The 23928-nt window shown below is 71.8% G+C and carries 26 protein-coding genes, 1 tRNA gene and 1 riboswitch; of the genes, 18 read left to right on the forward strand and 9 right to left on the reverse strand.

Features of this window, described 5'->3' with window-relative positions; genetic code table 11:
• The first annotated feature begins 30 nt into the window (after window positions 1-30).
• The 5 genes from ABD385_RS25980 to ABD385_RS26000 all read left to right on the forward strand — a co-directional run bounded on the left by ABD385_RS25980 (window position 31) and on the right by ABD385_RS26000 (window position 3348).
• Complete coding sequence (locus tag ABD385_RS25980) at window positions 31-456, forward strand: M67 family metallopeptidase (RefSeq protein WP_344580422.1); 426 nt, start codon at window positions 31-33, stop codon at window positions 454-456.
• Window positions 457-630: 174 nt separating this feature from the next.
• Entirely contained in the window at window positions 631-816 is a 186-nt protein-coding gene (locus ABD385_RS25985) for a putative leader peptide (protein ID WP_344580426.1), read from the forward strand.
• Between the two features lie 169 nt (window positions 817-985).
• The gene (locus tag ABD385_RS25990) at window positions 986-1318 is read left to right on the forward strand and encodes a MoaD/ThiS family protein (protein ID WP_016573882.1); all 333 of its coding nucleotides are present in this window, start codon (window positions 986-988) and stop codon (window positions 1316-1318) included.
• Between the two features lies 1 nt (window position 1319).
• On the forward strand, window positions 1320-2270 hold the full coding sequence (locus tag ABD385_RS25995; RefSeq protein ID WP_344580431.1) for a PLP-dependent cysteine synthase family protein: 951 nt from the start codon (window positions 1320-1322) through the stop codon (window positions 2268-2270).
• 325 nt (window positions 2271-2595) lie between these two features.
• Entirely contained in the window at window positions 2596-3348 is a 753-nt protein-coding gene (locus tag ABD385_RS26000) for an MBL fold metallo-hydrolase (RefSeq protein WP_344580433.1), read from the forward strand.
• Window positions 3349-3548: 200 nt separating this feature from the next.
• Here the strand turns inward: ABD385_RS26000 and ABD385_RS26005 are convergent, their stop codons facing one another.
• Window positions 3549-4760 carry a PTS transporter subunit EIIC gene (locus ABD385_RS26005; RefSeq protein WP_425585478.1) on the reverse strand — a complete coding sequence of 404 codons (1212 nt, stop codon included), beginning with the start codon at window positions 4758-4760 and terminating at the stop codon, window positions 3549-3551.
• 283 nt (window positions 4761-5043) lie between these two features.
• Window positions 5044-6375, reverse strand: a complete 1332-nt coding sequence (locus ABD385_RS26010; RefSeq protein WP_344580436.1) for a PTS transporter subunit EIIC — start codon at window positions 6373-6375, stop codon at window positions 5044-5046.
• A 224-nt stretch (window positions 6376-6599) separates the two neighbouring features.
• Between ABD385_RS26010 and ABD385_RS26015 the strand changes: the two genes are divergently transcribed.
• The 4 genes from ABD385_RS26015 (at window position 6600) to rdgB (ending at window position 8919) form a co-directional block, all read left to right on the forward strand.
• Window positions 6600-6839, forward strand: coding sequence for a PTS sugar transporter subunit IIB (locus ABD385_RS26015; protein WP_078487387.1), 240 nt, complete (start codon window positions 6600-6602; stop codon window positions 6837-6839).
• A gap of 92 nt (window positions 6840-6931) precedes the next feature.
• Entirely contained in the window at window positions 6932-7663 is a 732-nt protein-coding gene (gene rph / locus ABD385_RS26020; RefSeq protein WP_344580437.1) for a ribonuclease PH, read from the forward strand.
• A 188-nt stretch (window positions 7664-7851) separates the two neighbouring features.
• A complete protein-coding gene (locus ABD385_RS26025; RefSeq protein ID WP_344580439.1) occupies window positions 7852-8274 on the forward strand; it encodes a hypothetical protein in 423 nt (140 codons plus the stop codon).
• A 9-nt stretch (window positions 8275-8283) separates the two neighbouring features.
• The gene (gene rdgB, locus ABD385_RS26030; RefSeq protein ID WP_344580441.1) at window positions 8284-8919 is read left to right on the forward strand and encodes an RdgB/HAM1 family non-canonical purine NTP pyrophosphatase; all 636 of its coding nucleotides are present in this window, start codon (window positions 8284-8286) and stop codon (window positions 8917-8919) included.
• 60 nt (window positions 8920-8979) lie between these two features.
• On the opposite strand, the gene ABD385_RS26035 is transcribed toward rdgB, so the two are convergent.
• The 4 genes from ABD385_RS26035 to ABD385_RS26050 form a co-directional block, all read right to left on the reverse strand.
• A tRNA-Leu gene (locus ABD385_RS26035) sits at window positions 8980-9063 on the reverse strand.
• A gap of 49 nt (window positions 9064-9112) precedes the next feature.
• Window positions 9113-9796, reverse strand: a complete 684-nt coding sequence (locus tag ABD385_RS26040) for an HNH endonuclease (RefSeq protein ID WP_344580444.1) — start codon at window positions 9794-9796, stop codon at window positions 9113-9115.
• Window positions 9793-10455 carry an HNH endonuclease gene (locus ABD385_RS26045; RefSeq protein WP_344580446.1) on the reverse strand — a complete coding sequence of 221 codons (663 nt, stop codon included), beginning with the start codon at window positions 10453-10455 and terminating at the stop codon, window positions 9793-9795. The genes ABD385_RS26040 and ABD385_RS26045 overlap by 4 nt, the downstream gene beginning before the upstream one ends.
• A gap of 117 nt (window positions 10456-10572) precedes the next feature.
• Window positions 10573-12114: an MFS transporter gene (locus ABD385_RS26050; protein WP_344580449.1), complete on the reverse strand. Its 1542-nt coding sequence runs from the start codon at window positions 12112-12114 to the stop codon at window positions 10573-10575.
• A 450-nt stretch (window positions 12115-12564) separates the two neighbouring features.
• Here ABD385_RS26050 and ABD385_RS26055 point away from each other — a divergent pair, with 450 nt between their 5' ends.
• Entirely contained in the window at window positions 12565-13071 is a 507-nt protein-coding gene (locus ABD385_RS26055) for a hypothetical protein (RefSeq protein WP_344580453.1), read from the forward strand.
• Complete coding sequence (locus tag ABD385_RS26060) at window positions 13071-14354, forward strand: sensor histidine kinase (protein ID WP_344580456.1); 1284 nt, start codon at window positions 13071-13073, stop codon at window positions 14352-14354. Before ABD385_RS26055 ends, ABD385_RS26060 begins: the two co-directional genes overlap by 1 nt.
• Window positions 14355-14385: 31 nt before the next feature.
• On the opposite strand, the gene bcp is transcribed toward ABD385_RS26060, so the two are convergent.
• The gene (gene bcp / locus ABD385_RS26065) at window positions 14386-14853 is read right to left on the reverse strand and encodes a thioredoxin-dependent thiol peroxidase (protein ID WP_016574828.1); all 468 of its coding nucleotides are present in this window, start codon (window positions 14851-14853) and stop codon (window positions 14386-14388) included.
• Between the two features lie 254 nt (window positions 14854-15107).
• Between bcp and ABD385_RS26070 the strand changes: the two genes are divergently transcribed.
• The 3 genes from ABD385_RS26070 (at window position 15108) to ABD385_RS26080 (ending at window position 16353) form a co-directional block, all read left to right on the forward strand.
• Window positions 15108-15428 carry a DUF3618 domain-containing protein gene (locus tag ABD385_RS26070; RefSeq protein WP_344580461.1) on the forward strand — a complete coding sequence of 107 codons (321 nt, stop codon included), beginning with the start codon at window positions 15108-15110 and terminating at the stop codon, window positions 15426-15428.
• Between the two features lie 152 nt (window positions 15429-15580).
• Window positions 15581-15883 carry a GroES family chaperonin gene (locus ABD385_RS26075; RefSeq protein WP_044363777.1) on the forward strand — a complete coding sequence of 101 codons (303 nt, stop codon included), beginning with the start codon at window positions 15581-15583 and terminating at the stop codon, window positions 15881-15883.
• A gap of 56 nt (window positions 15884-15939) precedes the next feature.
• Window positions 15940-16001: riboswitch (guanidine-III (ykkC-III) riboswitch) on the forward strand.
• Window positions 16002-16032: 31 nt separating this feature from the next.
• Window positions 16033-16353 carry a DMT family transporter gene (locus tag ABD385_RS26080; protein ID WP_039636118.1) on the forward strand — a complete coding sequence of 107 codons (321 nt, stop codon included), beginning with the start codon at window positions 16033-16035 and terminating at the stop codon, window positions 16351-16353.
• Between the two features lie 28 nt (window positions 16354-16381).
• Here the strand turns inward: ABD385_RS26080 and ABD385_RS26085 are convergent, their stop codons facing one another.
• A complete protein-coding gene (locus tag ABD385_RS26085; protein WP_344580468.1) occupies window positions 16382-18673 on the reverse strand; it encodes a transglycosylase domain-containing protein in 2292 nt (763 codons plus the stop codon).
• A gap of 367 nt (window positions 18674-19040) precedes the next feature.
• Here ABD385_RS26085 and ABD385_RS26090 point away from each other — a divergent pair, with 367 nt between their 5' ends.
• Genes ABD385_RS26090 through ABD385_RS26105 form a run of 4 tightly spaced genes read left to right on the forward strand, consistent with a single transcriptional unit; the run spans window position 19041 to window position 22529 of the window.
• On the forward strand, window positions 19041-19835 hold the full coding sequence (locus ABD385_RS26090) for an ABC transporter permease (RefSeq protein ID WP_344580472.1): 795 nt from the start codon (window positions 19041-19043) through the stop codon (window positions 19833-19835).
• On the forward strand, window positions 19828-20688 hold the full coding sequence (locus ABD385_RS26095; protein WP_344580475.1) for an ABC transporter permease: 861 nt from the start codon (window positions 19828-19830) through the stop codon (window positions 20686-20688). The genes ABD385_RS26090 and ABD385_RS26095 overlap by 8 nt, the downstream gene beginning before the upstream one ends.
• Before the next feature lie 43 nt (window positions 20689-20731).
• On the forward strand, window positions 20732-21826 hold the full coding sequence (locus ABD385_RS26100; RefSeq protein WP_344580478.1) for an ABC transporter ATP-binding protein: 1095 nt from the start codon (window positions 20732-20734) through the stop codon (window positions 21824-21826).
• On the forward strand, window positions 21819-22529 hold the full coding sequence (locus ABD385_RS26105) for a DUF1707 SHOCT-like domain-containing protein (RefSeq protein WP_344580480.1): 711 nt from the start codon (window positions 21819-21821) through the stop codon (window positions 22527-22529). Before ABD385_RS26100 ends, ABD385_RS26105 begins: the two co-directional genes overlap by 8 nt.
• A 16-nt stretch (window positions 22530-22545) precedes the next feature.
• Here the strand turns inward: ABD385_RS26105 and ABD385_RS26110 are convergent, their stop codons facing one another.
• A complete protein-coding gene (locus ABD385_RS26110) occupies window positions 22546-23856 on the reverse strand; it encodes an SGNH/GDSL hydrolase family protein (RefSeq protein WP_344580484.1) in 1311 nt (436 codons plus the stop codon).
• Window positions 23857-23928: the final 72 nt, after the last annotated feature.

Genomic DNA, 23928 nt, shown 5'->3' on the forward strand with positions numbered 1-23928 from the left:
CTTCGCACGCACCTCCTTATTCTTGGCCGCATGCTGACCCTCACCAAGGCCCTCCACGACCAGATCGTCGAGCACGCCCGCCAGGACCACCCCGACGAGGCCTGCGGCGTCCTCGCGGGCCCGGCCGGCAGCGACCGCCCCGAGCGGTTCGTCCCGATGCTCAACGCCGCCCGCTCGCCCACGTTCTACGAGTTCGACTCCGTCGACCTCCTCAAGCTGTACCGCGAGATGGACGACCGGGACGAGGAGCCGGTCGTCATCTACCACTCGCACACGGCCACCGAGGCGTACCCCTCGCGCACCGACATCACCTACGCCAACGAGCCCGGCGCGCACTACGTCCTGGTCTCCACCGCCGACGCCGACGACGCGGGCCCCTTCCAGTTCCGCTCGTACCGCATCGTGGACGGCGAGGTCACCGAGGAAGAAGTCCGCATCGTGGAGAGCTACGCCTGACGCGTGGGCGACCTCATGCCCGCCGCAGTCAGCGGCCGTGACCTGGGCGTTCACCCCCGGTCACGGCACGCGCGGACGGCCGGGCCCACCCCGCGTCCCACCTGGCGTACAGCGAACGTCCGCATCATGGGACGAGGTTCCAGAACCCGGACCGGGAATCGATACGATGACCGCATGGTTGACCATGTCGTGGGCGGAGCGAGCGAGCAGAGGCCGGGTGCGTTGCTGACGCACGCCCCGCTCGCCACGCGCCGTTCCGCATCGGCCCTCCTGGGCGCCTTCGGCTGCGGAGCCGCCCGGCTGCACATCGACCTGTGCCGCCTCTCCAGCGCCATCTGTCCGCGCTGCGCCGCCGGCTGAGCCGCCGCCCGCGGCGCCGCCGCACCCCCGAGCGCACGGCCCCCGCGCCCTCCGGCGCCCCGCACCGCCCGCTCCGCCCGCACCCCCGCGGCGCACCGCGCACGCACCGACCGCGCCGCACCCACTCCGCACCCGCCACCGCACCCCGAACTCCGACAGGAGCACTCCCATGGCCATCGAGGTCCGCATCCCGACCATCCTGCGCAGCTACACCGACGGCGAGAAGGCGGTCGAGGGCTCCGGCGCGACCGTCGGCGAACTCTTCACCGACCTGGAGAGCCGGCACGCCGGCATCCGCGAGCGCCTGGTCGACGGCGAGCAGCTGCGCCGCTTCGTCAACGTCTATCTCAACGACGAGGACGTGCGCTTCCTGGAGGGCATCTCCACCAAGCTCTCCGACGGCGACAGCGTGACGATCCTGCCGGCCGTCGCGGGCGGCTCCGCCGCCGCGTCGACGCGTCCCGCCGGGGCGGCGGTCGGACGACGGGTCGGGCAGGTCTGACGTGCGGTACGACTCCCCGCTCGCGGCGGTCGGGAACACCCCCCTCGTCCGCCTCCCGCGCCTCTCGCCCTCCGAGGACGTCCGCATCTGGGCGAAGCTGGAGGACCGCAACCCCACGGGCTCCGTCAAGGACCGGCCCGCGCTCCACATGGTCGAGCAGGCCGAGAAGGACGGCCGGCTCACCCCCGGCTGCACGATCCTGGAGCCCACCAGCGGCAACACCGGCATCTCGCTCGCCATGGCGGCCAAGCTCAAGGGCTACCGCATCGTCTGCGTGATGCCGGAGAACACCTCCGCCGAGCGGCGCGAACTGCTCGCCATGTGGGGCGCGGAGATCATCTCCTCGCCCGCGGCGGGCGGCTCCAACACGGCCGTCAAGGTCGCCAAGGAACTCGCCGCCGAGCACCCCGACTGGGTGATGCTCTACCAGTACGGCAACCCGGACAACGCCGGCGCCCACTACGCCACCACCGGCCCCGAGATCCTCGCCGACCTGCCCTCGATCACCCACTTCGTGGCCGGCCTGGGCACCACCGGCACCCTGATGGGCGTCGGCCGCTACCTGCGCGAGCACGTCCCCGGCGTCCGCATCGTCGCCGCCGAACCCCGCTACGACGACGTGGTCTACGGCCTGCGCAACCTCGACGAGGGCTTCATCCCCGAGCTCTACGACGAGTCGGTGCTCACCACCCGCTTCTCCGTCGGCTCCGAGGACGCGGTCCGCCGCACCCGCGAACTCCTCGCGCAGGAGGGCATCTTCGCCGGCATCTCCACCGGCGCGGCACTGCACGCCGCCCTCGGCGTCGCCCGCAAGGCGGTCCGCGCCGGCGAGTCCGCGGACATCGTCTTCGTCGTCGCCGACGGCGGGTGGAAGTACCTCTCCACCGGCGTCTACACCGCCGAGTCGACCGAGGCGGCCATCGCGACGCTGCACGGCCAGCTCTGGGCGTAGGCCCCGCCGACCCCGAGGGGGTGGTCACCGGCGCGCGCCGGTGACCACCCCCTCCGGCATCGGTTGCGGAGGCCGGCTCCGGGCCGACTTTCCGCCCACCGGAAGGCCCGTGCGCACCCCGCCGCCGAACCCCCACCCGGACTGGTGATTCCGCCCACAGCTCGCCCCACCTAAGGCGCCGCGGACCCCTTCGCGCCTTACGCTCGGGGGCACCGCACCGACCGCCACGGACCCGGCAGCAGCCCGGCCCGGCGGAGGTGCCGGCCGCCCTCCTCCCCCAGCTGCCGCTGGGAGGTGCCCCCAGCCCACGGAGGTTCACGCCCGCATGAAGCTCACCGTCGTCGGATGCTCGGGGTCGTTCCCCTCCATGGAATCGGCCTGTTCGAGCTACCTCCTGGAGGCCGACGGCTTCAGGCTGCTCCTCGACATGGGCAACGGCGCCCTCGGCGAGTTGCAGCGCCACTGCGGTCTCTACGACCTGGACGCCATCCTCCTGTCGCACCTGCACGCCGATCACTGCATCGACCTGTGCGGCTACTTCGTCGTCCGCTACTACCGCCCGGACGGCGGCCGCTGCGCGCCGCTGCCGCTCTACGGGCCGACCGGCACCGAACGCCGGCTGACCGCCGCCCACGACGACCTCCCGCACGAGGGCGCGATGAGCGAGGTCTTCGACTTCCGGACGCTGACGCCGGGCACCGCGACCATCGGCCCGTTCACCGTCCGCACCGAACGGGTCAGCCACCCCGTCGAGGCGTACGGCTTCCGCATCGAGCACGGCGGCCGCACCCTGACGTACTCCGGCGACACCGGCCCCTGCGCGGCGCTGGAGAGCCTCGCCGAGGACAGCGACCTCTTCCTGTGCGAGGCGTCCTTCACGCACGGCAAGGAGGACATCCCGGACCTCCACCTCAACGGCCGGGAGGCCGGCGAGCACGCCCGGCGGGCCGGCGCGGGGCGCCTGGTGCTCACCCACATCCCGCCGTGGACCGACCCGGACATCAGCGTCCGCGACGCGCAGAAGGTCTACGACGGACCGGTCGAGGTCGCCAAGGCCGGCGCGGTCTACGAGGTCTGAGCCGGGCCGGGGGAGAGGCGCATCGACGACCGGCTCGTCGCCGGGGCCCCGCCGGAAGCACGCCGCCTGGACGGGCCAGCCGACGCCTGCCGGCCGCCCGGCCCGGCAAGCGAGGGAAATCGGCGGCGAAGAAGCAAAAAACCGGGTTCCCCTTCCGGTGCGGAAGGGGAACCCGGCGGTGAACGACGGTGGAGCAGCGGCTACTTGGACTCGGCCTTCTGCAGTTCCGCCAGCTCCTCGTCGGACTCGCGGCCCGGCGTGGGGAGGTTGAACTTGGTGATGGCGAAGCGGAAGACCACGTAGTAGACCGCGGCGAAGCACAGGCCCACCAGCGCCAGCCCCAACGGGTTCGAGGCGATCCCGAGGTTCAGCCCGTAGTCGATCAAGCCGGCCGAGAAGCCGAAGCCGTCCTTCATGCCCAGCGCCCACGTCAGGGCCATCGAGACGCCGGTGAGCACCGCGTGGATCGCGTACAGCACCGGGGCGATGAACATGAACGTGAACTCGATCGGCTCGGTCACGCCGGTGACGAACGCGGTGAGCGCGAGCGAGAGCATCATGCCGCCGACGACCTTGCGGCGCTCGGGGCGCGCGCAGTGCACGATGGCGAGGCACGCGGCCGGCAGCGCGAACATCATGATCGGGAAGAAGCCGGTCATGAACTGGCCGGCGCTCGGGTCGCCGGCGAGGAAGCGCGCGATGTCGCCGTGCTTGCCGTGGTAGTCGCCCGCCTGGAGCCACGGGAAGGAGTTCAGCAGGTGGTGCATGCCCACCGGGATCAGCGCGCGGTTCGCGACGCCGAAGATGCCCGCGCCCACGGCGCCCGAGCCGACCAGCCATTCGCCGAAGTTGTGCAGACCCGCGCCGAGCACCGGCCAGATCAGGCCGAAGACTATGCCCACGACCAGACCCGCGAAGGCCGACAGGATCGGGACCAGCCGGCGACCGCCGAAGAAGCCCAGCCACTCGGGCAGCTTCTTGCGGTAGTAGCGCTGGTAGAGCAGCGCTACTACGAGGCCCATCACGACACCGCCGAGCACGCCGGCGTTGACCGGCGCCTCGTTCATGACGATCTTGCCGTCCACGACCGCGGCGACCTTGGGCAGGTTCTTGTCGGTGAAGGTCGCGAGCACCTTCTGGAAGACGAGGTAACCGGTCACCGCGGCCAGCGCGGTCGAGCCGTCCGACTTCTTGGCGTAGCCGATCGCGATGCCGACGGCGAACAGCAGCGGCATGTTGTCGAGGATCGCGCCGCCGCCGGCCGCCATGTAGCTGGCGATCTTGGTGATGACGGTCGGGAACGACTCCCGGCCGAGCATGTCGGCGTTGCCGAGGCGGACGAGCAGGGCGGCTGCGGGCAGCACGGCGACCGGCAGCATCAGGCTGCGACCGATGCGCTGCATGACAGCCATCGCGCCGGAACCCTTCTTTTTCTTCTCGGCCGCGGGGACGGCACTGGCCGTGGACACAACTTCCTCCAGTGGACAAGGCGCCGCCTGGACGAAGTGGTGGGGGACGGCGGCGTCTCGGGGGGACGCGGCCAGAACCGGCCGCAGGTCTACACCACACGCGAGGTGGTGTAGACCTGTTGTAGCACGGCGGGGGCGTTGCAAGGAACCTGCCAAAGGGCCTCAACCGGACGGCCCGCTACCGGTCGCGGCGCGGCCGACCGCACGCCGCCCACCCCGGTGAGCGCTACTTCACGTTCTCCCGCTCCATCGTGTCCCCCACCTCGTCCGGCTCCCGCCCCGGGGTCTGGAGGTCGAACCGCTTGATCGCGAAGCGGAAGACCGCGTAGTACACCGCCGCGAAGCACAGCCCGATCGGAATGAGCAACCACGGCTTCGTCGCCAGCCCCCAGTTGATGACGTAGTCGATCAGCCCGGCCGAGAAGCTGAAGCCGTCGTGCACCCCCAGCCCCCAACTCACCGCCATCGACACCCCCGTCAGCACCGCGTGCAGCACGTACAGCGCCGGCGCCACGAACATGAACGCGTACTCGATCGGCTCGGTGATGCCGGTGACGCACGACGTCAGGCCGATCGACAGCATCATCCCCGCGATCTCCTTGCGGCGATGCGGCTTCGCACAGTGCGCCATCGCCAGCGCCGCCGCCGGCAACGCGAACATCATGATCGGGAAGAAACCGGTGGTGAACTGCCCCGCCGTCGGATCGCCCGCCATGAACCGGTTGATGTCGCCGTGCACCACCGTCCCGTCCGGCTTGGTGAAGCTCCCGAACTGGAACCACAACGGAATGTTCAGGAACTGGTGCAGCCCCACCACCAGCAGCGCACGGTTCGCCACCCCGAAGATCCCCGCACCCCACGCACTCAGCGCCGTCAGCCACTCGCTGAACCGCATCAGCCCGTCACCGATCGGCGGCCAGACGAACAGGCACACCACCGCGAAGACCAGCCCGACGAAGGCCATGATGATCGGCACCAACCGCCGGCCGTTGAAGAAGCCCAGCCAGTCCACCAGCCGCACCCGGTGGAAGCGCTGCCAGAGCCAGGCCGCCAGGAAACCCATCACGATGCCCCCGAACACCCCCGGGTTCTGGAACGCCGCCTGGGTCACCTTCGCCGACGTGTCCACGCACACCCCGGCCCACTGGCCGGTCTGGGTGTACCGCTGCCCGACGGCACAGCGCGCCGGGAACGCGTGCAGCACCGAGTAGTAGACGAGGAACCCGGTCACCGCCGCCAGCGCCGTCGACCCGTCCGCCTTCTTCGCCATCCCGATCGCCACACCGATGCAGAACAGCAGCGGCAGCCCCAGCCCGGAATCCAGCAGCGCCCCGCCCGCCCCCGCGAACACCTTCGCGACGTTCCCCCAGCCCAGGCCCTCGGCGCCGAAGACGTCCGGCTGACCCAGCCGGTTCAAGATGCCCGCCGCCGGCAGCACCGCGATCGGCAACTGCAAGCTGCGGCCCATCTTCTGCAGCCCCTGGAACAGGCCCGCCGCCCGGACCTTGACGGGGCTCGGCCCCTTCCCCGGTGCCGCGCCCGCTGCGTCCGAACTCATCCGCGCCCTCCGCCCGTCCCCGGCGCCGACCCGGCGGCGCCCGACCCGCCGTTTGCCGCATACTGGTGGTGTAGACCATTTGTCGGAGGGGGCCTTCCGGACACCCCCTCCGACGCTCGCCATCCTTCGTCAGATCGCGCTCAAACGCCCGCAGTAGTGGGCTGAACGTGCGTTACCGTGTGAAAACCGCGCGGCGGAACCGCCGACGGCCGAGACAAGCAGGAGTGGACATGGCCACCAAGGCTGAGAAGATCGTCGCCGGGCTCGGCGGACTCGACAACATCGAAGAGGTCGAGGGCTGCATCACCCGCCTCCGCACCGAGGTCAACGACGCCTCCCTGGTCGACGAAGCCGCCCTCAAGGCCGCCGGCGCACACGGCGTCGTGAAGATGGGCACCGCGATCCAGGTCGTCATCGGCACCGACGCCGACCCGATCGCCGCCGAGATCGAAGACATGATGTGAGCCACCGCTCCTGACGAGGGCCCCGCTCCCGAAGTTTCCGGCATCCCGGAACCGGAACCGGGGCCCTTCACGCAGCCGATAGGGTCAAGACCATGTCTCGCATCGACGGCCGCACCCCCGAACAGCTCCGCCCCGTCACCATCGAACGCGGCTGGAGCAAGCACGCCGAAGGCTCCGTCCTCGTCTCCTTCGGCGACACCAAAGTCTTCTGCACCGCCTCGGTCACCGAAGGCGTACCGCGCTGGCGCAAGGGCACCGGCGAAGGCTGGGTCACCGCCGAGTACGCGATGCTGCCCCGCTCCACCAACACCCGCGGCGACCGGGAATCCGTCCGCGGCAAGATCGGCGGCCGCACCCACGAGATCTCCCGCCTCATCGGCCGCTCGCTGCGCGCCGTCATCGACTTCAAGGCCCTCGGCGAGAACACCGTCGTCCTCGACTGCGACGTCCTCCAGGCCGACGGCGGCACCCGCACCGCCGCCATCACCGGCTCCTACGTCGCCCTCGCCGACGCCATCAGCTGGGCCCAGGGCAAGAAGCTCATCAAGCACGGCCGCCGCCCCCTCACCGGCACCGTCAGCGCGGTCAGCGTCGGCATCGTCGACGGCACCCCGCTCCTCGACCTCTGCTACGAAGAGGACGTCCGCGCCGAGACCGACATGAACGTCGTCTGCACCGGCGACGGCCGCTTCGTCGAGGTCCAGGGCACCGCCGAGGCCACCCCCTTCGCCCGCGACGAACTCAACTCCCTGCTCGACCTCGCCGTCGCCGGCTGCACCACCCTCGACGCCGCCCAGCAGGAAGCGCTCGCCCGCACCCTCTGACCGACCGCACCCACCGGGGGAGCGGACCGGAACACCACCCTCCGCCCCGCTCCCCCCACCGCCACCGGGCCCCCCCTTCCCCACCCCGCGTTCCCACCCCTGCTGAGTCCGCCGCACGCACCACCCCGCACCACCGCGCGCCGGCACCCGTACGCATCCCCCGTACGCCGCAGGGGAAGGAACGCCCCATGGCCCGCCCCCACCGCCACCCCGGCCCGCGCCGCCCCACCGTCACCGCGCTCGCCGCACTGGCCGCCGCGACCACCGCCCTCCCGCTCCTGGTCGCCTGCGGCGCGGCCCAGCGGGCCGTCGACTGCACCCACACCGTCACCGCCCTCGTCGACGGCGTCGACAAACTCCACACCGCCGCCGACAAGGCCACCGACGACCCCCAAGAAGCCACCGCGGCCCTGGACGCCCTCGACACCGACCTGCACCGCCTCAGCGCCGCCACCGACGACCCCGAGCTCGCCGGAGCCGTCGACACCATGAGCACCGGCATCAAGAACGCCCGCCGCGCCATCGCGGACGACGAAACCCCCGACCTCACCCCCGTCGGCGACTCCCTGGGCCGGATCACCAGCGCCTGCACCCCGGACGACGAGGAATAATCACCACCCATGGAGTCACAAACCGGCGACCGCCCCGCGGCCCCCCGCCGCCTCGTCCTCGCCACCCGCAACACCGGCAAGATCACCGAACTCCGCGCCATCCTCGCCGCGGCCGACCTCGACGTCGAACTCGTCGGCGCCGACGCCTACCCCGACGTCCCCGACGTCAAGGAGACCGGCGTCACCTTCGCCGAGAACGCCCTCCTCAAGGCGCACGCCCTCGCCCGGGCCACCGGCCACCCGGCCGTCGCCGACGACTCCGGCCTCTGCGTCGAGGTCCTCGGCGGCGCCCCCGGCATCTTCTCCGCCCGCTGGGCCGGCCGGCACGGCGACGACCAGGCCAACCTCGACCTGCTCCTCGCCCAGCTCTCCGACATCGCCGACGAACACCGCGCCGCGCACTTCGCCTGCGCCGCGGCCCTCGCCCTCCCCGACGGCACCGAACGGGTCGTCGAAGGCACCTTGGACGGCACCCTGCGCCGCACCCCCGCCGGCACCGGCGGCTTCGGCTACGACCCCGTCCTCCAGCCCCACGGCGAGACCCGCACCTGCGCCGAACTCACCCCCGCCGAGAAGAACGCCATCAGCCACCGCGGCAAGGCCTTCCGCGCGCTGGCACCGGTGGTGCGGGAGTTGTTGGGCTGAGACGTCCGGACAGCACAATGGCCTGCGTATCGAACCTTCGATTCGCAGGCCATTTATGAGTGCGGCCGGAGGGATTCGAACCCTCAAGGGATTTCTCCCACAGCATCCTAAGTGCTGCGCGTAGGCCAATTCCGCCACGGCCGCCAGCTCCCAGTCATCGTACCGGCCCCGCCACGGGCGTGGCGGGTGCGGATCAGCGGCTCTTGCGGCCGTGGCCGTCCGGGTGGCCACCCCGGCACCAAGTGTCTGTGATCGCATGGCAGTTGGGGCAGAGCAACCGGAGGTTCTCCCTACGGTCGTCGCTCCAGTCGCCGTTGATGTGGTCGATCTCCAGCGTCATGGGCTTCCCCAGCCATTCCGGGCCGACGCCGCATGCGGCGCACGCCTCGGGGGCGCCGACTTCGCGGAGCGCCCGACGCAGGAGGAGGGTGCGCGTCCGGCGCCTACCGGCGTGCTTGATCAAGATGTCCTCCGGACGCTTGCGAGGAGTCGCGCCCGACCTGCCGCGTTGGTGTGCCTGCCCCAGGAAGTGCGAGGTGTCGAGGCCGTCCTGGGCGACCCACGTGGGGAACAGCGCGCGGAGCCGGCTGTCGTACGGCTTCCGGCCGAGTGCGCGCAGGGCGCCGGCGACGGACGTCGCCCCCGCCACCGCCCGCCGCAGTTCGTCCGGGGCCGGTTTCACGGTCGCCCCGGTGGCCCGCCGCTGACGGGGCAGGTGCGTCACGTCGATGCCGAAGTGGTCGAACCGGCGGAAGAGGTGACGGCGGAGGGTGTCGTACGACCGCGTGCCGAAGAAGGCGATGACCTCGTCGATGTCGGAGCATCGCGCGGCCGCCTCGGCCAACCGCTCGCGGGTGTACCGCACGCCACTGCTCATGCGACGGCACCCTTGCTGCGCCCCTTGCCGCGCCCTCGATAACTGTCCGTCGTCGAATGGCAGTTGGGGCAGAGGAAGCGAAGGTTCTCGATCCGGTTGTCGCGCCAGTTGCCGTCGACGTGGTCGACCTCCAAGGGGAGCGGCTTCCCCTGCCAGACCGGTGCGATGCCGCACAGGGCGCAGCACTCCTGTGCTCCCCGCTCGCGCAGCGCCCTCTTGAGCCGGGTGTTCGACGTGCGCCTGGCCTGTGTCGACGTGGTCTCGACGAGGATCTCTTCGGCTCTCCGGCGGCGCTGGTTGTCCCTCATGCGCGCGGTGCGGACCACCGGCGTGAAGTGCGAGGTGTCGATCCCGTACGCCCTGACCCGGCGACTGATGTGCGTGTGGTGCCCGCCGACGACCTCAAGCCCGAGGTGCCGGAGAACCCCGTACATGCTCGTCGAGGCGGAGACCGCGGCCTGGAGCACCTCCCTCGTCCATCGCGCCGGCTCCCGCTCGAAGTGCGACGTGTCCACCCCCAGCTTGCGCATCCGCTCCCTGAGGTAGTTCCGCTTCGGGCTTCGCGGGTCGACCCCCAGTTTTCCGAGTGCTTCGGACAGCGTCCCGGATGTCGTCGCGGCGGCCTCCAGGCGCTCGCGGGTGTACGGGCTCGTCGGCATGGCTCCCCCTTCGTGGGCAGCAGAGCCGCAGGCCCCTCCGTGCGTTCTCTCGACTGCCGAACTGGAGAACGAGCGGAGGGGCCTGCGGTCACGCCGGAGCCGGTCGGGGGAGCGACGTCAGAAGCGCGGTTCCTGGGTGCGTTCGGCGATCAGGGCGAGGGCTTCTTCCTTGGTGGCGACCGAGGGCGGGGAGCCTTCGAGGGGCTGTTGGGCGGTCTCCTTCATGCAGGCGACGGCGACGACGCCGACCAGGGCGGCGGCCATCGTGTAGTAGGCGGGGACCATGACGTTCTTGTTGAAGGCGTCCATGAGGGCGGTGATGACCAGGGGCGTCGTGCCGCCGAACAGGGAGACCGCGAGGTTGTAGCCGATGGAGAGCGAGCCGTAGCGGACGCTGGTGGGGAAGAGGGCCGGCAGGGCGGCGGACATGGTGCCGAGGAGGCACAGCAGGCAGAGGCCGAGGAGCGCCATGCCGCACGAGACGGCGAGCAGGGAGCCCTGTTTGACCAGGAGGAACGCCGGGATGGCGAGGACCAGGAAGCCGAGCATGCCGGCCATGAGGAGCGGTTTGCGGCCGTAGTGGTCGTTGAGCCTGCCGACGGTGGGGAGCAGACAGATGAGCACGACCATGGTGACCAGGAGGATCAGCAGGCCGTGGGCCTCGTTGTACTTGAGGGTGTCGGTGAGGTAGGTCGGCATGTACGACAGGAGCATGTAGTCGGTGATGTTGTAGGCGCCGACCAGGGCGATGCAGAGGATGAGTGCCGGCCAGTGCTGGGTGAGGATCTCGCCCAGTTTCTTCCCCGGGTTGCCGGCGGGCGGGTGGGCGGGTTCGTCCTCGGCGGAGGCGGGGGATGCGGCGGGGGCGTGGTGCTGGGCGGCTTCGAACTTCTGGAAGGCCGGGGTCTCGTCGAGTCGGAGCCGGAGGTAGAGGCCGACCAGGCCGAGCGGGCCGGCGATGAGGAAGGGGATCCGCCAGCCCCAGGCGAGCATGGCGTCCGGGCCGAGCGTGGTGTTGAGCAGGAGGACGATGCCGGCGGCGCCGGTGTAGCCGATCAGGGTGCCCATTTCCAGGAAGCTGCCGAAGAAGCCGCGCTTCTTGTCGGGGGCGTACTCGGCGATGAAGGTGGAGGCGCCGCCGTATTCGCCGCCGGTGGAGAAGCCCTGGATGAGCCGGAAGAGGATGAGCAGGGCCGGGGACCACAGGCCGATGGTCGTGTAGGAGGGGATGAGGCCGATGCAGAGGGTGCCCAGCGCCATCATGATCATGGTGAGCGCGAGGACCTTCTTGCGGCCGATGCGGTCGCCGAGGGGGCCGAAGTAGGCGCCGCCGAGCGGCCGTACGAGGAAGGCCACGGCGAAGGTGGCGAAGGAGGACAACAGGCTGGTGGTGGCGCTGCCGCTGGGGAAGAAGACCTTGCCGATGGTGAGGGCCAGGTAGCTGTAGATCCCGAAGTCGAACCACTCCATGGCGTTGCCGAGTGCGGCGGCCTTCACGGCGCGGCGGACGGTGGGTTCGTCCGTGACGGTGATGTCGGTGCGGCGCAGTGGGGGGTTGCGGCGGCGGTCGATGGCGCGGAAGAGCGCCCAGTGGCGTCTGCGTGCCTCTCGGTCCGGTTCCGGCGCGGAGTGGCTGTCTTCGGTACTGAGGTGCGGCACGCGGCGGTCCTCCCGTTGGGTCGGCGCGCGGTTCGGTTGCGCGGGTGGGGCGTTGGGGCTTCGACGTGTGCGCCTGCACGCTGGAGGGCGGGTCAAAACACTGTGGACGGTGAACGCGAGGTATGTCACGCGGAACCGGTCCGTACGGCGCACGTCAGGGGGGGAGGGTTGCCGTCCCGCGGAGGCTTGTTACACGACTGGTACAAAGCCGAGGGGTCACCGCGGCATTCGGGCAATCAGCCTGTGTCGGGGGGAGAGGAGAGTGGCGGTGGCGAAACCGCCCCTTTTGGTCGCAGGCCCGTCGAAGGGTGTCCTTTCGTCGCGGGACGTGACGGCCGTGGTGCGGTGGCGGAACGGTGTGATCGGGGTCCGGGCCGGTGCGGGGTTGCCGCGGCGGTCGTGTTTGCTGGTGGGGTTGACGGGGCGAAGGTGCCTCGGGAGGAGTGTGTGATGACCGACCACGAAGGGGCCCGTTGGAGGCGCGGGCGCACCGCCCTGCTGGCCTTCCTCGTGGTGACGGCGCTGGCGGCCGGTGGGGTGTGGTTCGGCCAGGCGTCGGACCGGGCGTCGGCGGTGGACGCCGCGCCGAAGACCTCCGCCGTGCAGGACGTGAAGTCGGACGGTCCGCCGAGCGGTGATCTGCCGGGTGTCCGCGACTGCGGGATCGGGGAGCCGGAGATCAAGCCCCAGGTGATCACGTTGACCTGTGCGGACGCCGGGATGGTGGCGACCGCGATCACGTGGGACCGCTATGACGCGGACGAGGCCGAGGGGCGGGGTGTGGTGCAGGTCGAGAAGACCGCGGCGGGGGTCGGTACGGATGCCGGGTATCGGGCGACGTTCCGGCTCTACGGGGCGAAGGAGGTCGACGGTGCGCGGGCCTTCACGGGCCTTGAGGTGACCTACGACGGCTCCACGCCGCTCGGTGACACGACGGAGATGTACAACCTCGCGTGATGGGCATTCGAGGCCGGATCGCCCTGGCCATTTCGTGCATGACGGCGCTTGCGGTGGTGGTGCTCGGCTTTGCCGTGCACCACATCGCGGATGCCGAGCGGGAGCGGTCGGCGCGGTCCTATCAGGACGAGCGGCTGAGTTCGGCGCTGCAGATCTTCGAGCGTGACGGGACGCTGGCGCTCGGTGCGCAGTTGGACGACGCGACGCTGCCGTCGCCGTTGCGGGCGGCGGTGTTCCACAACCGGTCGGGGACGTATCTCAGTGGGGGCGACGACCCGCGGGTGTGGGCGGCGACCGGGGTCGGTGGGGACGGTGACCGGCCGACGCGTTCGTTGTCGGTGTCGGCGGCGTACCCGGACGACGATCCGGCGCAGGTGGCGCTGGACCGGGCGCTGCTGATCGCGGGGTGCGGCACGGTCGTGCTGATGGCGGTGGTGTCGTGGTTCGTGGCGCAGCGGTTGTCGCGGCGGTTGCGGTTGAGTGCGGCGGCGGCGCGGCGGATCGCGGCGGGGGAGCCGCCGGACGCGGACGCGTTGGCGAGCCACGGCCGGGACGAGGTGGCGGAGCTGGGTCGTAGCGTGCACCACATGGCGACGTCGTTGGCGGCGCGGGTGGAGGCCGAGCGGGAGTTCACCGCGGACGTGGCGCACGAGCTGCGGACGCCGGTGGCGGGTCTGGTGGCGGCGGCCGAGTTGTTGCCGGAGCCGCGGGCGGTGGAGTTGGTGCGGGACCGGGCGCAGGCGATGCGGCGGCTGGTGGAGGACCTGCTGGAGGTCTCGCGGTTGGACGCCGGGGTGGAGCGGGCCGATCTGGACGCCTGTGAGTTGCCGTCGTTGGTGCGCGGGATCGTGCAGCGGGCGGTGCGGCAGCGCGGGGTGGACGACCTGTCGGTGTCGGTGGCGGTCGAGGGCGAGCCGGTGATCGTGGAGACGGACCGGCGGCGGGTCGAGCGGGTGTTGGTGAACCTGTTGGCGAACGCGGCCAAGCACGGCGAGCCGCCGATCGAGGTGGTGGTCGCCGGGGCGCGGATCGTGGTGCGGGACCACGGGCCGGGGTATCCGGCGGACCTGTGTGCGGAGGGGCCGCGGCGGTTCCGCACGGCGGCGCCGGAGCGCGGTACGGGGCACGGGTTGGGGTTGACGATCGCGGCCGGGCAGGCGGAGGTCCTGGGGGCGCGGTTGGAGTTCGGCGCCGCCGCGGGCGGCGGCGCCGAGGCCGTGCTGGAGTTGCCGGACCGGGCCGTGGTGACGGTCCCGGAGGAGGTCGTGGCCCCGGCGCCGTAGGGGTGGGGCGCGCCGGACGCCTGTAGCGGTGTTACAGGCCCAGATCCTTGATGATCTTGGCGACGTGGCCGGTGGCCTTGACGTTGTACAGCGCGCGCTCGACCTTGCCGTCCTCGTCGACGATGACGGTGGAGCGGATCACGCCGGTGACCGTCTTGCCGTAGAGCTTCTTCTCGCCGAAGGCGCCGTAGGCGGTGAGGACCTCCTTGTCGGGGTCACCGAGCAGGGTGACCTTGAGCTCCTCCTTCTCGCGGAACTTCGCGAGCTTCTCCGGCTTGTCGGGGGAGATGCCGATGACGTCGTAGCCGTGGCCGGCCAGGAAGTCGAGGTTGTCGGTGAAGTCGCACGCCTGCTTGGTGCAGCCGGGGGTCAGGGCGGCCGGGTAGAAGTAGACGATGACCTTGCGTCCCTTGCGGTCGGCGAGCGAGACCTGCTGGCCGTCGGCGTCGGGGAGCGTGAAGGCGGGCGCGGTGTCGCCGGGCTGGAGTCGCTCGCTCATGGTGGGTCTCCGTCTCCTTGCGGGGTCGTACAGCTGGGTCGTACGCCCCTGACCCTAGCCAGCGCGGGCCGCGGCCGGTGCCGGGGGCGCCGCGGCGGCGCGAAACGGGGACGCTGTGGGGCGCCTGCCGGTGCGAGCTGACAGACTGTCCCTGACGAATCGGCACGTGATCGAGGTGGCCGGTTCGGTACGGGGCGGTTCCGGCAGGCGTTGGGACCCCGTAAGCATCGGCACGAGATGACGGAGGCGGCGCGGTGTCGGAAGCCAGGACCCCTGCGCAGATCGAGGCGGACATCGTCCGCAGGCGGCAGGATCTCGCCGTGACGCTCGACGAGATCGGCGTTCGACTGCACCCGAAGACGATCATGGACGATGCGAAGGCGAAGGCGTCCGCGGCCGTGGACCGCACGGCGGGGCGGGCCTACGTGGCCGTCAACCGCCTGGTCTCGGACGTGCGCGGCCAGCTGGTGTCCGAGGACGGGGCGCCGCGCCTGGAGCGGGTCGTTCCGGTGGCCATGGTCGGCGTGGCTGTGGTGGGCCTGCTGGTGCTGGGCTCCAAGAAGCGGCACAAGTAGCGGTACGAGCAGCGGCCCGGGCGGCCCGTCCCACGGGGGCGCGGCCGCCTTCGGAATCCGCCCGCGGTGCGTGGGGGGCGCCGTGGGGCAGGTACGGTCATGCCGTGAGCCCGAATAACGCCAAGGACACCCACGACAAGCTGCCGATCCGGATGCTGCACGACCGCGTGCTGGTCCGGACGGACATCCCCGAGGGCGAGCGCCGCTCGTCCGGCGGCATCGTCATTCCCGCGACCGCGGCGGTCGGCCGCCGCCTGGCCTGGGCCGAGGTGGTCGCGGTGGGGCAGAACGTACGCACCGTCGAGGTGGGCGACCGGGTGCTGTACGACCCCGAGGACCGGGCCGAGGTCGAGGTGCGGGGGGTGGCGTACGTGCTGATGCGCGAGCGCGACCTGCACGCGGTGGCCGCGGAGCGCCTGGAGGGCGCGGACGACTCGACCGGCCTGTACCTGTAGCGGACCCGGCTCCCCCGCGGGTGGTGATCCACGTCACCACCTGCGGGGGAGCCTTTTGCTAGCCTCGGTGACAACCCGACGAGACGCGCCGTACCGGGTCACGACAAGACGACGCACCCCTGTTGAAGTCCTTTCACGGAGGTGCCGTCATGGCATGGATCCTGCTCGTCGTCGCCGGCCTGTTGGAGGTCGGTTGGTCGATCGGCATGAAGTTCACCGACGGGTTCACCCGGCTGTGGCCCAGTGTGGCCACCGGTGCGGGCATCGTCGTCAGCATGGTGCTGCTCTCCTACGCCGCCCGGACGCTGCCGATCGGCACCGCCTACGGCGTCTGGGTCGGCATCGGTGCGGCCGGGGCCGCGGTGGTCGGGATGCTGGTGCTCGGTGAGCCCGCGACCGCCGCGCGGATCTTCTTCATCTGCCTGCTGCTGGTGGCCGTGGTCGGGCTGAAGGCCACCTCCGGCCACTGATGCGGGCCGCTTCTCCGGCCGCCGTCGGTTATCCGTCGCCCCACCGTCGCGCGTAGTCGTCGACGTCCGGCGGGCCCACCGTGGGGAACTCCTCGGTGGGCGCGTCGGTGGTCGGCGCCTCGGTGGGGATCGGCGGGAGGGTCGGTTCGCCGGTCGGTCCGGTGGGGGCGCCGGTCCCGGTGGGTGCCCCGGTGCCGGTCGGGCCGGTGCTGTCGGACGGGCCGGTGCCCGGCGAGGTCGAGGCGCTCGCCGACGCCGAGTCGTCGGCGGACGGCGAGGGCGACCCGCCGGCCTCGGCGCCCTGTTGGAGTTGCAGGTCGAAGTCGTGGGCGGGGTGGCCGGTGAGCGCCGCCGCGGTGTAGTCCGCCCAGATCTGGGCGGGGAAGTCGCCGCCGTTGAGCCGGTCCCGGCCGGCCGCGCCGTACAGCGGTTCCTGGACGGCGGTCTGCGGGTGCTGGCCGAGGACGGCGACGACGGTGGCCAGGTCGGGGGTGTAGCCGGCGAACCAGGCGGCCTTGTCGTTCTCCGCGGTGCCGGTCTTGCCGGCGGCCGGGCGGCCGGCGCCCTGGGCGGCGGTGCCGGTGCCGCCGTCGACGACGCTGCGCAGGATCTGGGTGGTGGTGTCGGCGGCGGCCCGTTCGACGGCGGTGCTCTCCTCGCGCTCCGGCAGGTCGACGTCCTCGCCGTCCTTGGCGACGTGGTCGACCAGGGTGTACGGCAGCTGCCGGCCGTGGTGGGCGAGGGTCGCGTAGACCTGGGTCATGTCCAGCACGCTGGGGGTCGCGGTGCCCAGGGAGATGGCGCCCTGGGAGGTGGCGAGGCTGGGGGTCTTGGCCGGGATGCCGAGGGCGACGGCGGTCTTGCGGACGGTGTCCGGGCCGACGTCGATGCCCATCTGGGCGTAGACCGCGTTGACGGACTTGTCGGTGGCCTCGGTGACGGTGATCGGGCCGTAGGAGCGGTCGTCCTCGTTGCCGGGGGCGAAGCCGGTGGGGCGGCCGTGGTTGAGTGTCATCCGCTTGTTGGTGCCGTCGTAGACGGTGTTGGGCGTGATCGCGGAGCCGTCCTGGGTGACCGAGCCGTTCTGCACGGCGGAGGCGAAGACCAGCGGCTTGAAGGTGGAGCCGACCTGGTAGTCGCGGCGGGTGGCGCTGTTGACGTACTGCTTGGCGTAGTCGACGCCGCCGTAGAGGGCGACGACCTTGCCGGTGGCGGGGTCGATGGAGGCGCCGCCGGCCCGCACGTAGCCGTCGACCGCGCGGTCCTCGCTGAGCCGGTCCATCAGTTGGGTGCGGACGGCCTTGACGAAGGCGTTCTGCCGCTTGTGGTCGATGGTGGTGGTGATGCGGTAGCCGCCCGCCCGCAGGGTGTTGTCGTCGAGCACGTCGTGGTCGGTGAGGTAGTCCCGGACCGCTTCGACGAGGTAGCCGCGCTGGCCGGAGAGGCCGGCGGAGGTGCGGGCCCTGGTGAGGGCGGGGAAGGCCAGCCCGGCGCGTTCGCCGGCGCCGAGCCACTTCTGCTTGACCATGCCGTCCAGGACGTAGTTCCAACGGGCCACCACGCGCGGTCGGTTCTCGGGGTGGGCGGTGACGTCGTACGCGCTGGGGGCGTTGAGCAGCGCCGCGAGGTAGGCGCCCTCGGCGGTGGTGAGGGAACCGACGTCCTTGCCGTAGTAGGCCCGGGCGGCGGCCTGGATGCCGTAGGCGTTGCGGCCGTAGTAGCTGGTGTTGAGGTAGCCCTCCAGGATGTCGTCCTTGCTGGCCTCGCGGTCCAGCTTGATGGCGATGAAGAACTCCTTGGCCTTGCGGGTGACGGTCTGTTCCTGGCCGAGGTAGTAGTTCTTGACGTACTGCTGGGTGATGGTGGAGCCCGACTGCTTGCCCTTGCCGGTGACGGTGTTCCAGGCGGCCCGCAGCATCGCGGCCGGGTCGACCGCGGACTCGGAGTAGAAGTCCCGGTCCTCGGCGGCGAGTACGGCCCGCTGGACGGCCTTGGGGACCTGACCCAGCGGTACGTTCTCGCGGTTGACGTCGCCGTCGCGGGCCAGCTCGGTGCCGTCGGAGTAGAGGTAGACGTTGCTCTGCGCCTTGGCCGCGCTGTTGGCGGGCGGGATGCCGACCAGGAGGTAGCCGGCGGTCAGGCCGCCCACGATCAGCAGCAGGAGGAGCAGGACGGAGCCCAGCACCATCCGCCAGGTGGGCACGAGTCGGCGCCAGCCGGTGCGTCGGGGGCGGGCGGGGACCTCCTCGCCCGTGCCGCCGCCCGTGCCGTCGTGGTCACTCTCGTCGCCCGTGCCGTCGTGCCGCGCGTCGTCGCTCATGTCTGTGTGACTCCTCGGCCGCCGCCGGAGGTCGTGCCGCGGCGGGAGCGGTGTCGTGTCAGGACCGGTGCGGGGTCGTGCGGAGTGCCGTGCGAAGCGCCGTGCGGTGCTGCTGCGCCGTGTTGCACTGTGCCGGGAAGGGCAACGGGCACCCGATGGATAACTTTCGCATCATCCGTCCCGGTCGCCAGGGGTGGCGCGCACCCGCGTCCGCCCGGCGACCGGCTGAATGGCGCCCCTGCCTCACCCGGACGGGTGATAAATCGATGGTGCCCACCGCACGCGGACCTTAGGCTCCGGTGCCTTGCCGTCCGCACGGACCCGCACGGACCCGGACGGAACCGACCAAGAGCAGGGGGAGCGCGGCGTGTTGTACGGGGCCGTGGCGGCCGGCAGCTTCCGGCGGTACGCCACCTACCGCGCCGCCACCGCGGCGGGCGTCGCCACCAACACCGTCTTCGGCTTCATCATCGCCTACACCTACCTCGCCCTGTGGGACCAGCGGCCGCACCTCGGCGGCTACGGCCCCGCGCAGGCGCTGACCTTCGTCTGGGCCGGGCAGGCGCTGCTGGCCGTCGCCATGATCGCCACCGGTGGTCTGGACGAGCTCCAGGACCGGATCCGCAGCGGCGACGTCGCGGTCGACCTCTACCGGCCGGCCGACCTCCAGCTGTGGTGGCTCGCCGCCGACCTGGGCCGGGCCGGGTTCCAACTGATCGGCCGCGGGGTGGTGCCGCTGGCGGTGGGGGCCCTGGCGTTCCCGCTGGCGCTCCCCGGCAACCCGCTGACCTGGGCCTGCTTCCTGCTGTCGGCGCTGCTGGGCGTGGTCGTCAGCTTCGCGCTGCGCTACCTCGTGGCGCTGTCCGCGTTCTGGCTGCTGGACAGTTCCGGGCTGGCCATGATCAGCGGGCTGTCCTGCATGTTCTTCTCCGGGATGGTGCTGCCGCTGCGGGTCTTCCCCGGCGGCTTCGCCGACCTCGCCCAACTGCTGCCCTGGGCGGCGCTGCTCCAGGTGCCGGCCGACGTGCTGATCGGTGCGCGGACCGGCGGGGCGCTGCTCGGCGGGCTGGCGTTCCAGGCGGCCTGGGCCGTGGTGCTGCTGGCACTGGGGCGGCTCGTGCAGTCGGCCGCCACCCGCAAGGTGGTGGTCCACGGTGGCTAGCGCCCGGCCCGGGTGGCGCGACGACGGACCGGACGGGCGGCTGCGGGCCGTCGGGCACGGGCTGTTCGCGTTCGGGCTGATCGCCTGGATGTGGGTGCGTTCCACGCTGGCCTACCGGACGTCGTTCGTGCTGATGACGTTCGGCAACTTCGCCGCCAGCGGACTGGACTTCGTCGCGATCCTGCTGATGTTCTCGCGGGTCGACGCGCTCGGCGGCTTCACCCTGCCCGAGGTCGCCTTCCTCTACGGCACCTGCAGTCTCGCGCTGGGCCTGGCGGACCTGCTGGTCGGCAACGTGGAGCGGCTGGGCGCCCGGATCCGCGACGGCACCCTGGACACCCTGCTGCTGCGTCCGGTCCCGGTCTACCTCCAGATCGCCGCGGACCGCTTCGCGCTGCGCCGGCTGGGTCGCACCACCCAGGGGCTGCTGGTGCTGCTGTGGTCGGTGGGCCGACTCGACGTGGAGTGGACGGCCGGCCGGGTCCTGATGGTGCCGCTGATGGCGGTGTGCGGTGCGGTGATCTTCGGCGCGGTCTACACCGTCGGCGCGGCCTTCCAGTTCTGGGCCCAGGACGCCGCCGAGCTGCAGAACTCCCTCACCTACGGAGGCAACGCCCTGCTCCAGTACCCGCCGACGGTGTTCGCCCGGGACCTGGTGCGCGGGGTCACCTTCATCGTCCCGTTGGCCTTCGTCAACTGGCTGCCCGCGCTGTGGCTGTTGGGCCGCCCCTACCCCCTCGGGCTGCCGCTCTGGACCGCCTTCCTCGGGCCGGCGGTGGCCGCGCTGATGGCCGCCGGCGCGGCCCTGGCCTGGCGGCGCGGCGTGTGCGCCTACCGCAGCACCGGCAGCTGACCGCACGCATCAACGAGCTTCAGACGAAGGGAAGTCGAGCGCAGTGGGCAAAACGGACCCGGCGGAGGCGGAGCCGCTGATCGAGGTGGCCGGTGTCGAGAAGGTCTTCACCGTGCGGCGCAAGGTGGGCCGGCTGCGGCGGGCCCGGCACCAGGTGCGGGCCGTCGACGGCCTCACCTTCCAGGTGCCGCGCGGCGAGATGGTCGGCTACATCGGGCCGAACGGCGCCGGGAAGTCGACCACCATCAAGATGCTGACCGGCATCCTGACGCCCAGCGGCGGCCGGCTGCGGGTCGCGGGCATCGACCCTTCCCCAAGTTCTCGGCTGCGCTCGAACAGGGGATACCCCTCTCGCGAACGCACCCGCCTCGCCCGCCGGATCGGTGTGGTCTTCGGACAGCGCACCACCCTGTGGTGGGACCTGCCGCTGAAGGACTCCTACGAACTGGTGCGCCGGATGTACCGGGTCCCGGCCGGCGCCTTCCGCACCAACCTCGACCGCTGCGTCGAACTCCTCGACCTGGCACCGCTGTTGGACGTCCCCGTCCGCCAACTCTCCCTCGGCCAGCGGATGCGCGGCGACCTCGCGGCGGCGCTGCTGCACGACCCGGAGGTGCTCTACCTGGACGAGCCGACCATCGGCCTGGACGTCACCAGCAAGGCGAAGGTCCGCGCGTTCCTGCACGAGGTCAACGCCGAGCGGGGCACCACGGTGCTGCTGACCACCCACGACCTCACCGACATCGAGCAGTTGTGCCGCCGCGTGATGGTCATCGACCACGGCCGGCTGGTCTTCGACGGGGACCTGGCCGGGCTGCGGGCGGCCGCCGACGGCGAACGCCTGCTGGTGGTGGACCTGGCGGCGGAGCTGCCGCCCATCGAGGGCGTCCCCGGGGCCCGCACGGCCAAGGTGGACGGCCCCCGGCAGTGGCTGGCGTTCCCCGCGGCCCACAGCGCGGCGCCCCTGGTCACGGCGGTCGCCGCCCGCTATCCACTGGTGGACCTCGCGGTCCGCGAACCCGACGTCGAGACCCTGATCGCCGAGCTGTACGCGGGCGGCGGCGCGGCCCGCGTCGCACCGGGCGGCGCGACCCGGCCCGCGCCCCGGGACCGGGCCGTAATCTGTCCGCATGACTGACGAACGGCTGCCCCAGCTGCGTGCCTCCGACGCCGACCGCGAGCGGGTCGCCGAGATCCTGCGGGACGCCCTCGCCGAAGGCCGGCTGGACATGGCCGAGTTCGACGAGCGGTTCGACGCCACCTACCGGGCCCGCACCTACGGCGAACTGGAACTGATCACCGCCGACCTGCCGGCGGCCGCCCCCGCCCCGGCCCCGCTGTCGCTGCGCAAGGAGCCGGCGGCCGGCGACGCGGTGACGGCCTGGTCCGAGCGGATCACCGAGGGAGCCAAGGGCTCCACGTCGGGCCTCGCCGTCATGGGCGGCTTCGAGCGCAAGGGCCGGTGGACGATCGGGCGCCGGTTCCTCGCGATCTGCCTCATGGGCGGCGGCGAACTCGACCTGCGCGAGGCCAACTTCGCCGCCGGGGAGGTCGAGATCAGCGTCTGGACGCTGATGGGCGGGGTCAACGTCATCGTGCCGCCGGGCATCGAGGTCGAGACCCGCGGCTTGGGCATCATGGGGGCCTTCGACTCCCAGGAGGACGGCGTCCCGGGCGACCCCGGCGCGCCCCGGGTGATCGTCTCGGGGCTGGCCGTGATGGGCGGCGTCGGCGTGGAGCGCAAGCTGCCCAAGGAGGAGCAGCGGCGGCTGAAGGAGGAGCGCCGGGAGGAGAAGCGGCGGCTCAGGGAGGATCGGCGCGAGCGCCGGGAACTGGACTGACCGGCCGCCGCCGCGGTCAGAGCGCGGCGGGGGCGGCCCGCCGGAGGTGGTCGACGTCCACCGCGTCGGCCATCGCGCGGTAGCCGGCGTCGCTGGGGTGCAGGTGGTCCCCGGAGTCGTAGGCCGGCCGCAGCCGCAGCGGGTGCACCGGATCGCGCAGCGTCCGGTCGAAGTCGACCACCTCGTCGTAGACGGTGCCGGACCGGATGACGTGGTTGATCTGTTCGCGTACCGCGTTGAGCTGTCGGGAGTAGCCGCGGTGCCCGCCGAACGGGGTGAGGGTGGAGCCGGTGACCCGCAGCCCGTGGGTGTGCGCCTGGTGGACCACCTCCCGCATGCCGGCCACGATCTTCTGCGCGTCGAGCTGCCGCGGCGCCTTGAACAGGTCGTTCACGCCGATCTCGACCACCACCGCCTTCACCCCCGTACGGGACAGCGCATCGCGGTCCAGACGGGAGAGCAGGCTGGGGCCGTTGGTGGGGGAGAGGCGGTTGCTGTCGGTCAGTAGGCGGTTGCCGCTGATGCCGGTGTTGAGGACGCCGTAGCGGGGGGCGCCCGGCTCGTTGCGCAGCCGGTCGGCGAGGAAGTCGGTCCAGCGGTGGTTGGCGCCCGGCGTGGAGGTGATGCCGTCGGTGATCGAGTCGCCGATCGCCACCACCGCACCGTGCGCCTGGGTGCTGAACACGTCCACGCCGGTCAGGTAGCGCCAGTAGGGGCTCTGCTCGGTGTAGGCGGTGCCGGCCGGGTCCTCGGTGCGGTCGCCGCGCGCCAGGTAGGACGTCTGGCGGGCGTACGGGTGGTAGGTGGCCGGTCCCGAGGGGGCCGGTGAGTAGGTGGTGACCAGCAGGTCGGCGTTGCCGGGGACGGCCAGCCGCACCGGGTCGCTGGTGAGCTCGCCGCCGGCCGGCAGCGTCACCGACGGCTTCCCGTCGAAGGTGATCCGGCGCATGGTGCCGGCCGTGGCGAGCGGGCTGCCGCCGCCCGCCGACAGCGCGAGCGAGGCGTGGCCGACCGCCAGCGGGCGGGTGCCGTAGAGGTTGGAGAGCCGGATCCGGGCGCTGGAGCCGCCGACGCTGGTGTGCACGACGTTGCGGATCGACATCTGGCCGTAGCCGTCCTGGGTGCCGGGCTCGGCCGACGCCGCGGCCGCCGACCAGGTGCCGACCCACTGCCCGGAGACCGCCGGCGCCGCCGAGGTCTGAGGTTCGTGCGGAGCCGCGCCGGGAATGCCGCCGGCGCCGCCGAAGCCGACGAATATGCCGGCCGAGATCAGCAGCACCACCGCCGCCAGGCCGGCGAGCAGGAGGAATCCCACACGTCTGGTCATGCCGCAGGCGTCTCCTGGGGCTGGCGGAGCGGCGCGCTCCGGGCGGACAGGGCACGGCGGGACGCGGACGTC

It is taken from the genome of Streptomyces lunalinharesii (genome assembly GCF_039532155.1).
Taxonomy (GTDB): Bacteria; Actinomycetota; Actinomycetes; order Streptomycetales; family Streptomycetaceae; genus Streptomyces; species Streptomyces lunalinharesii.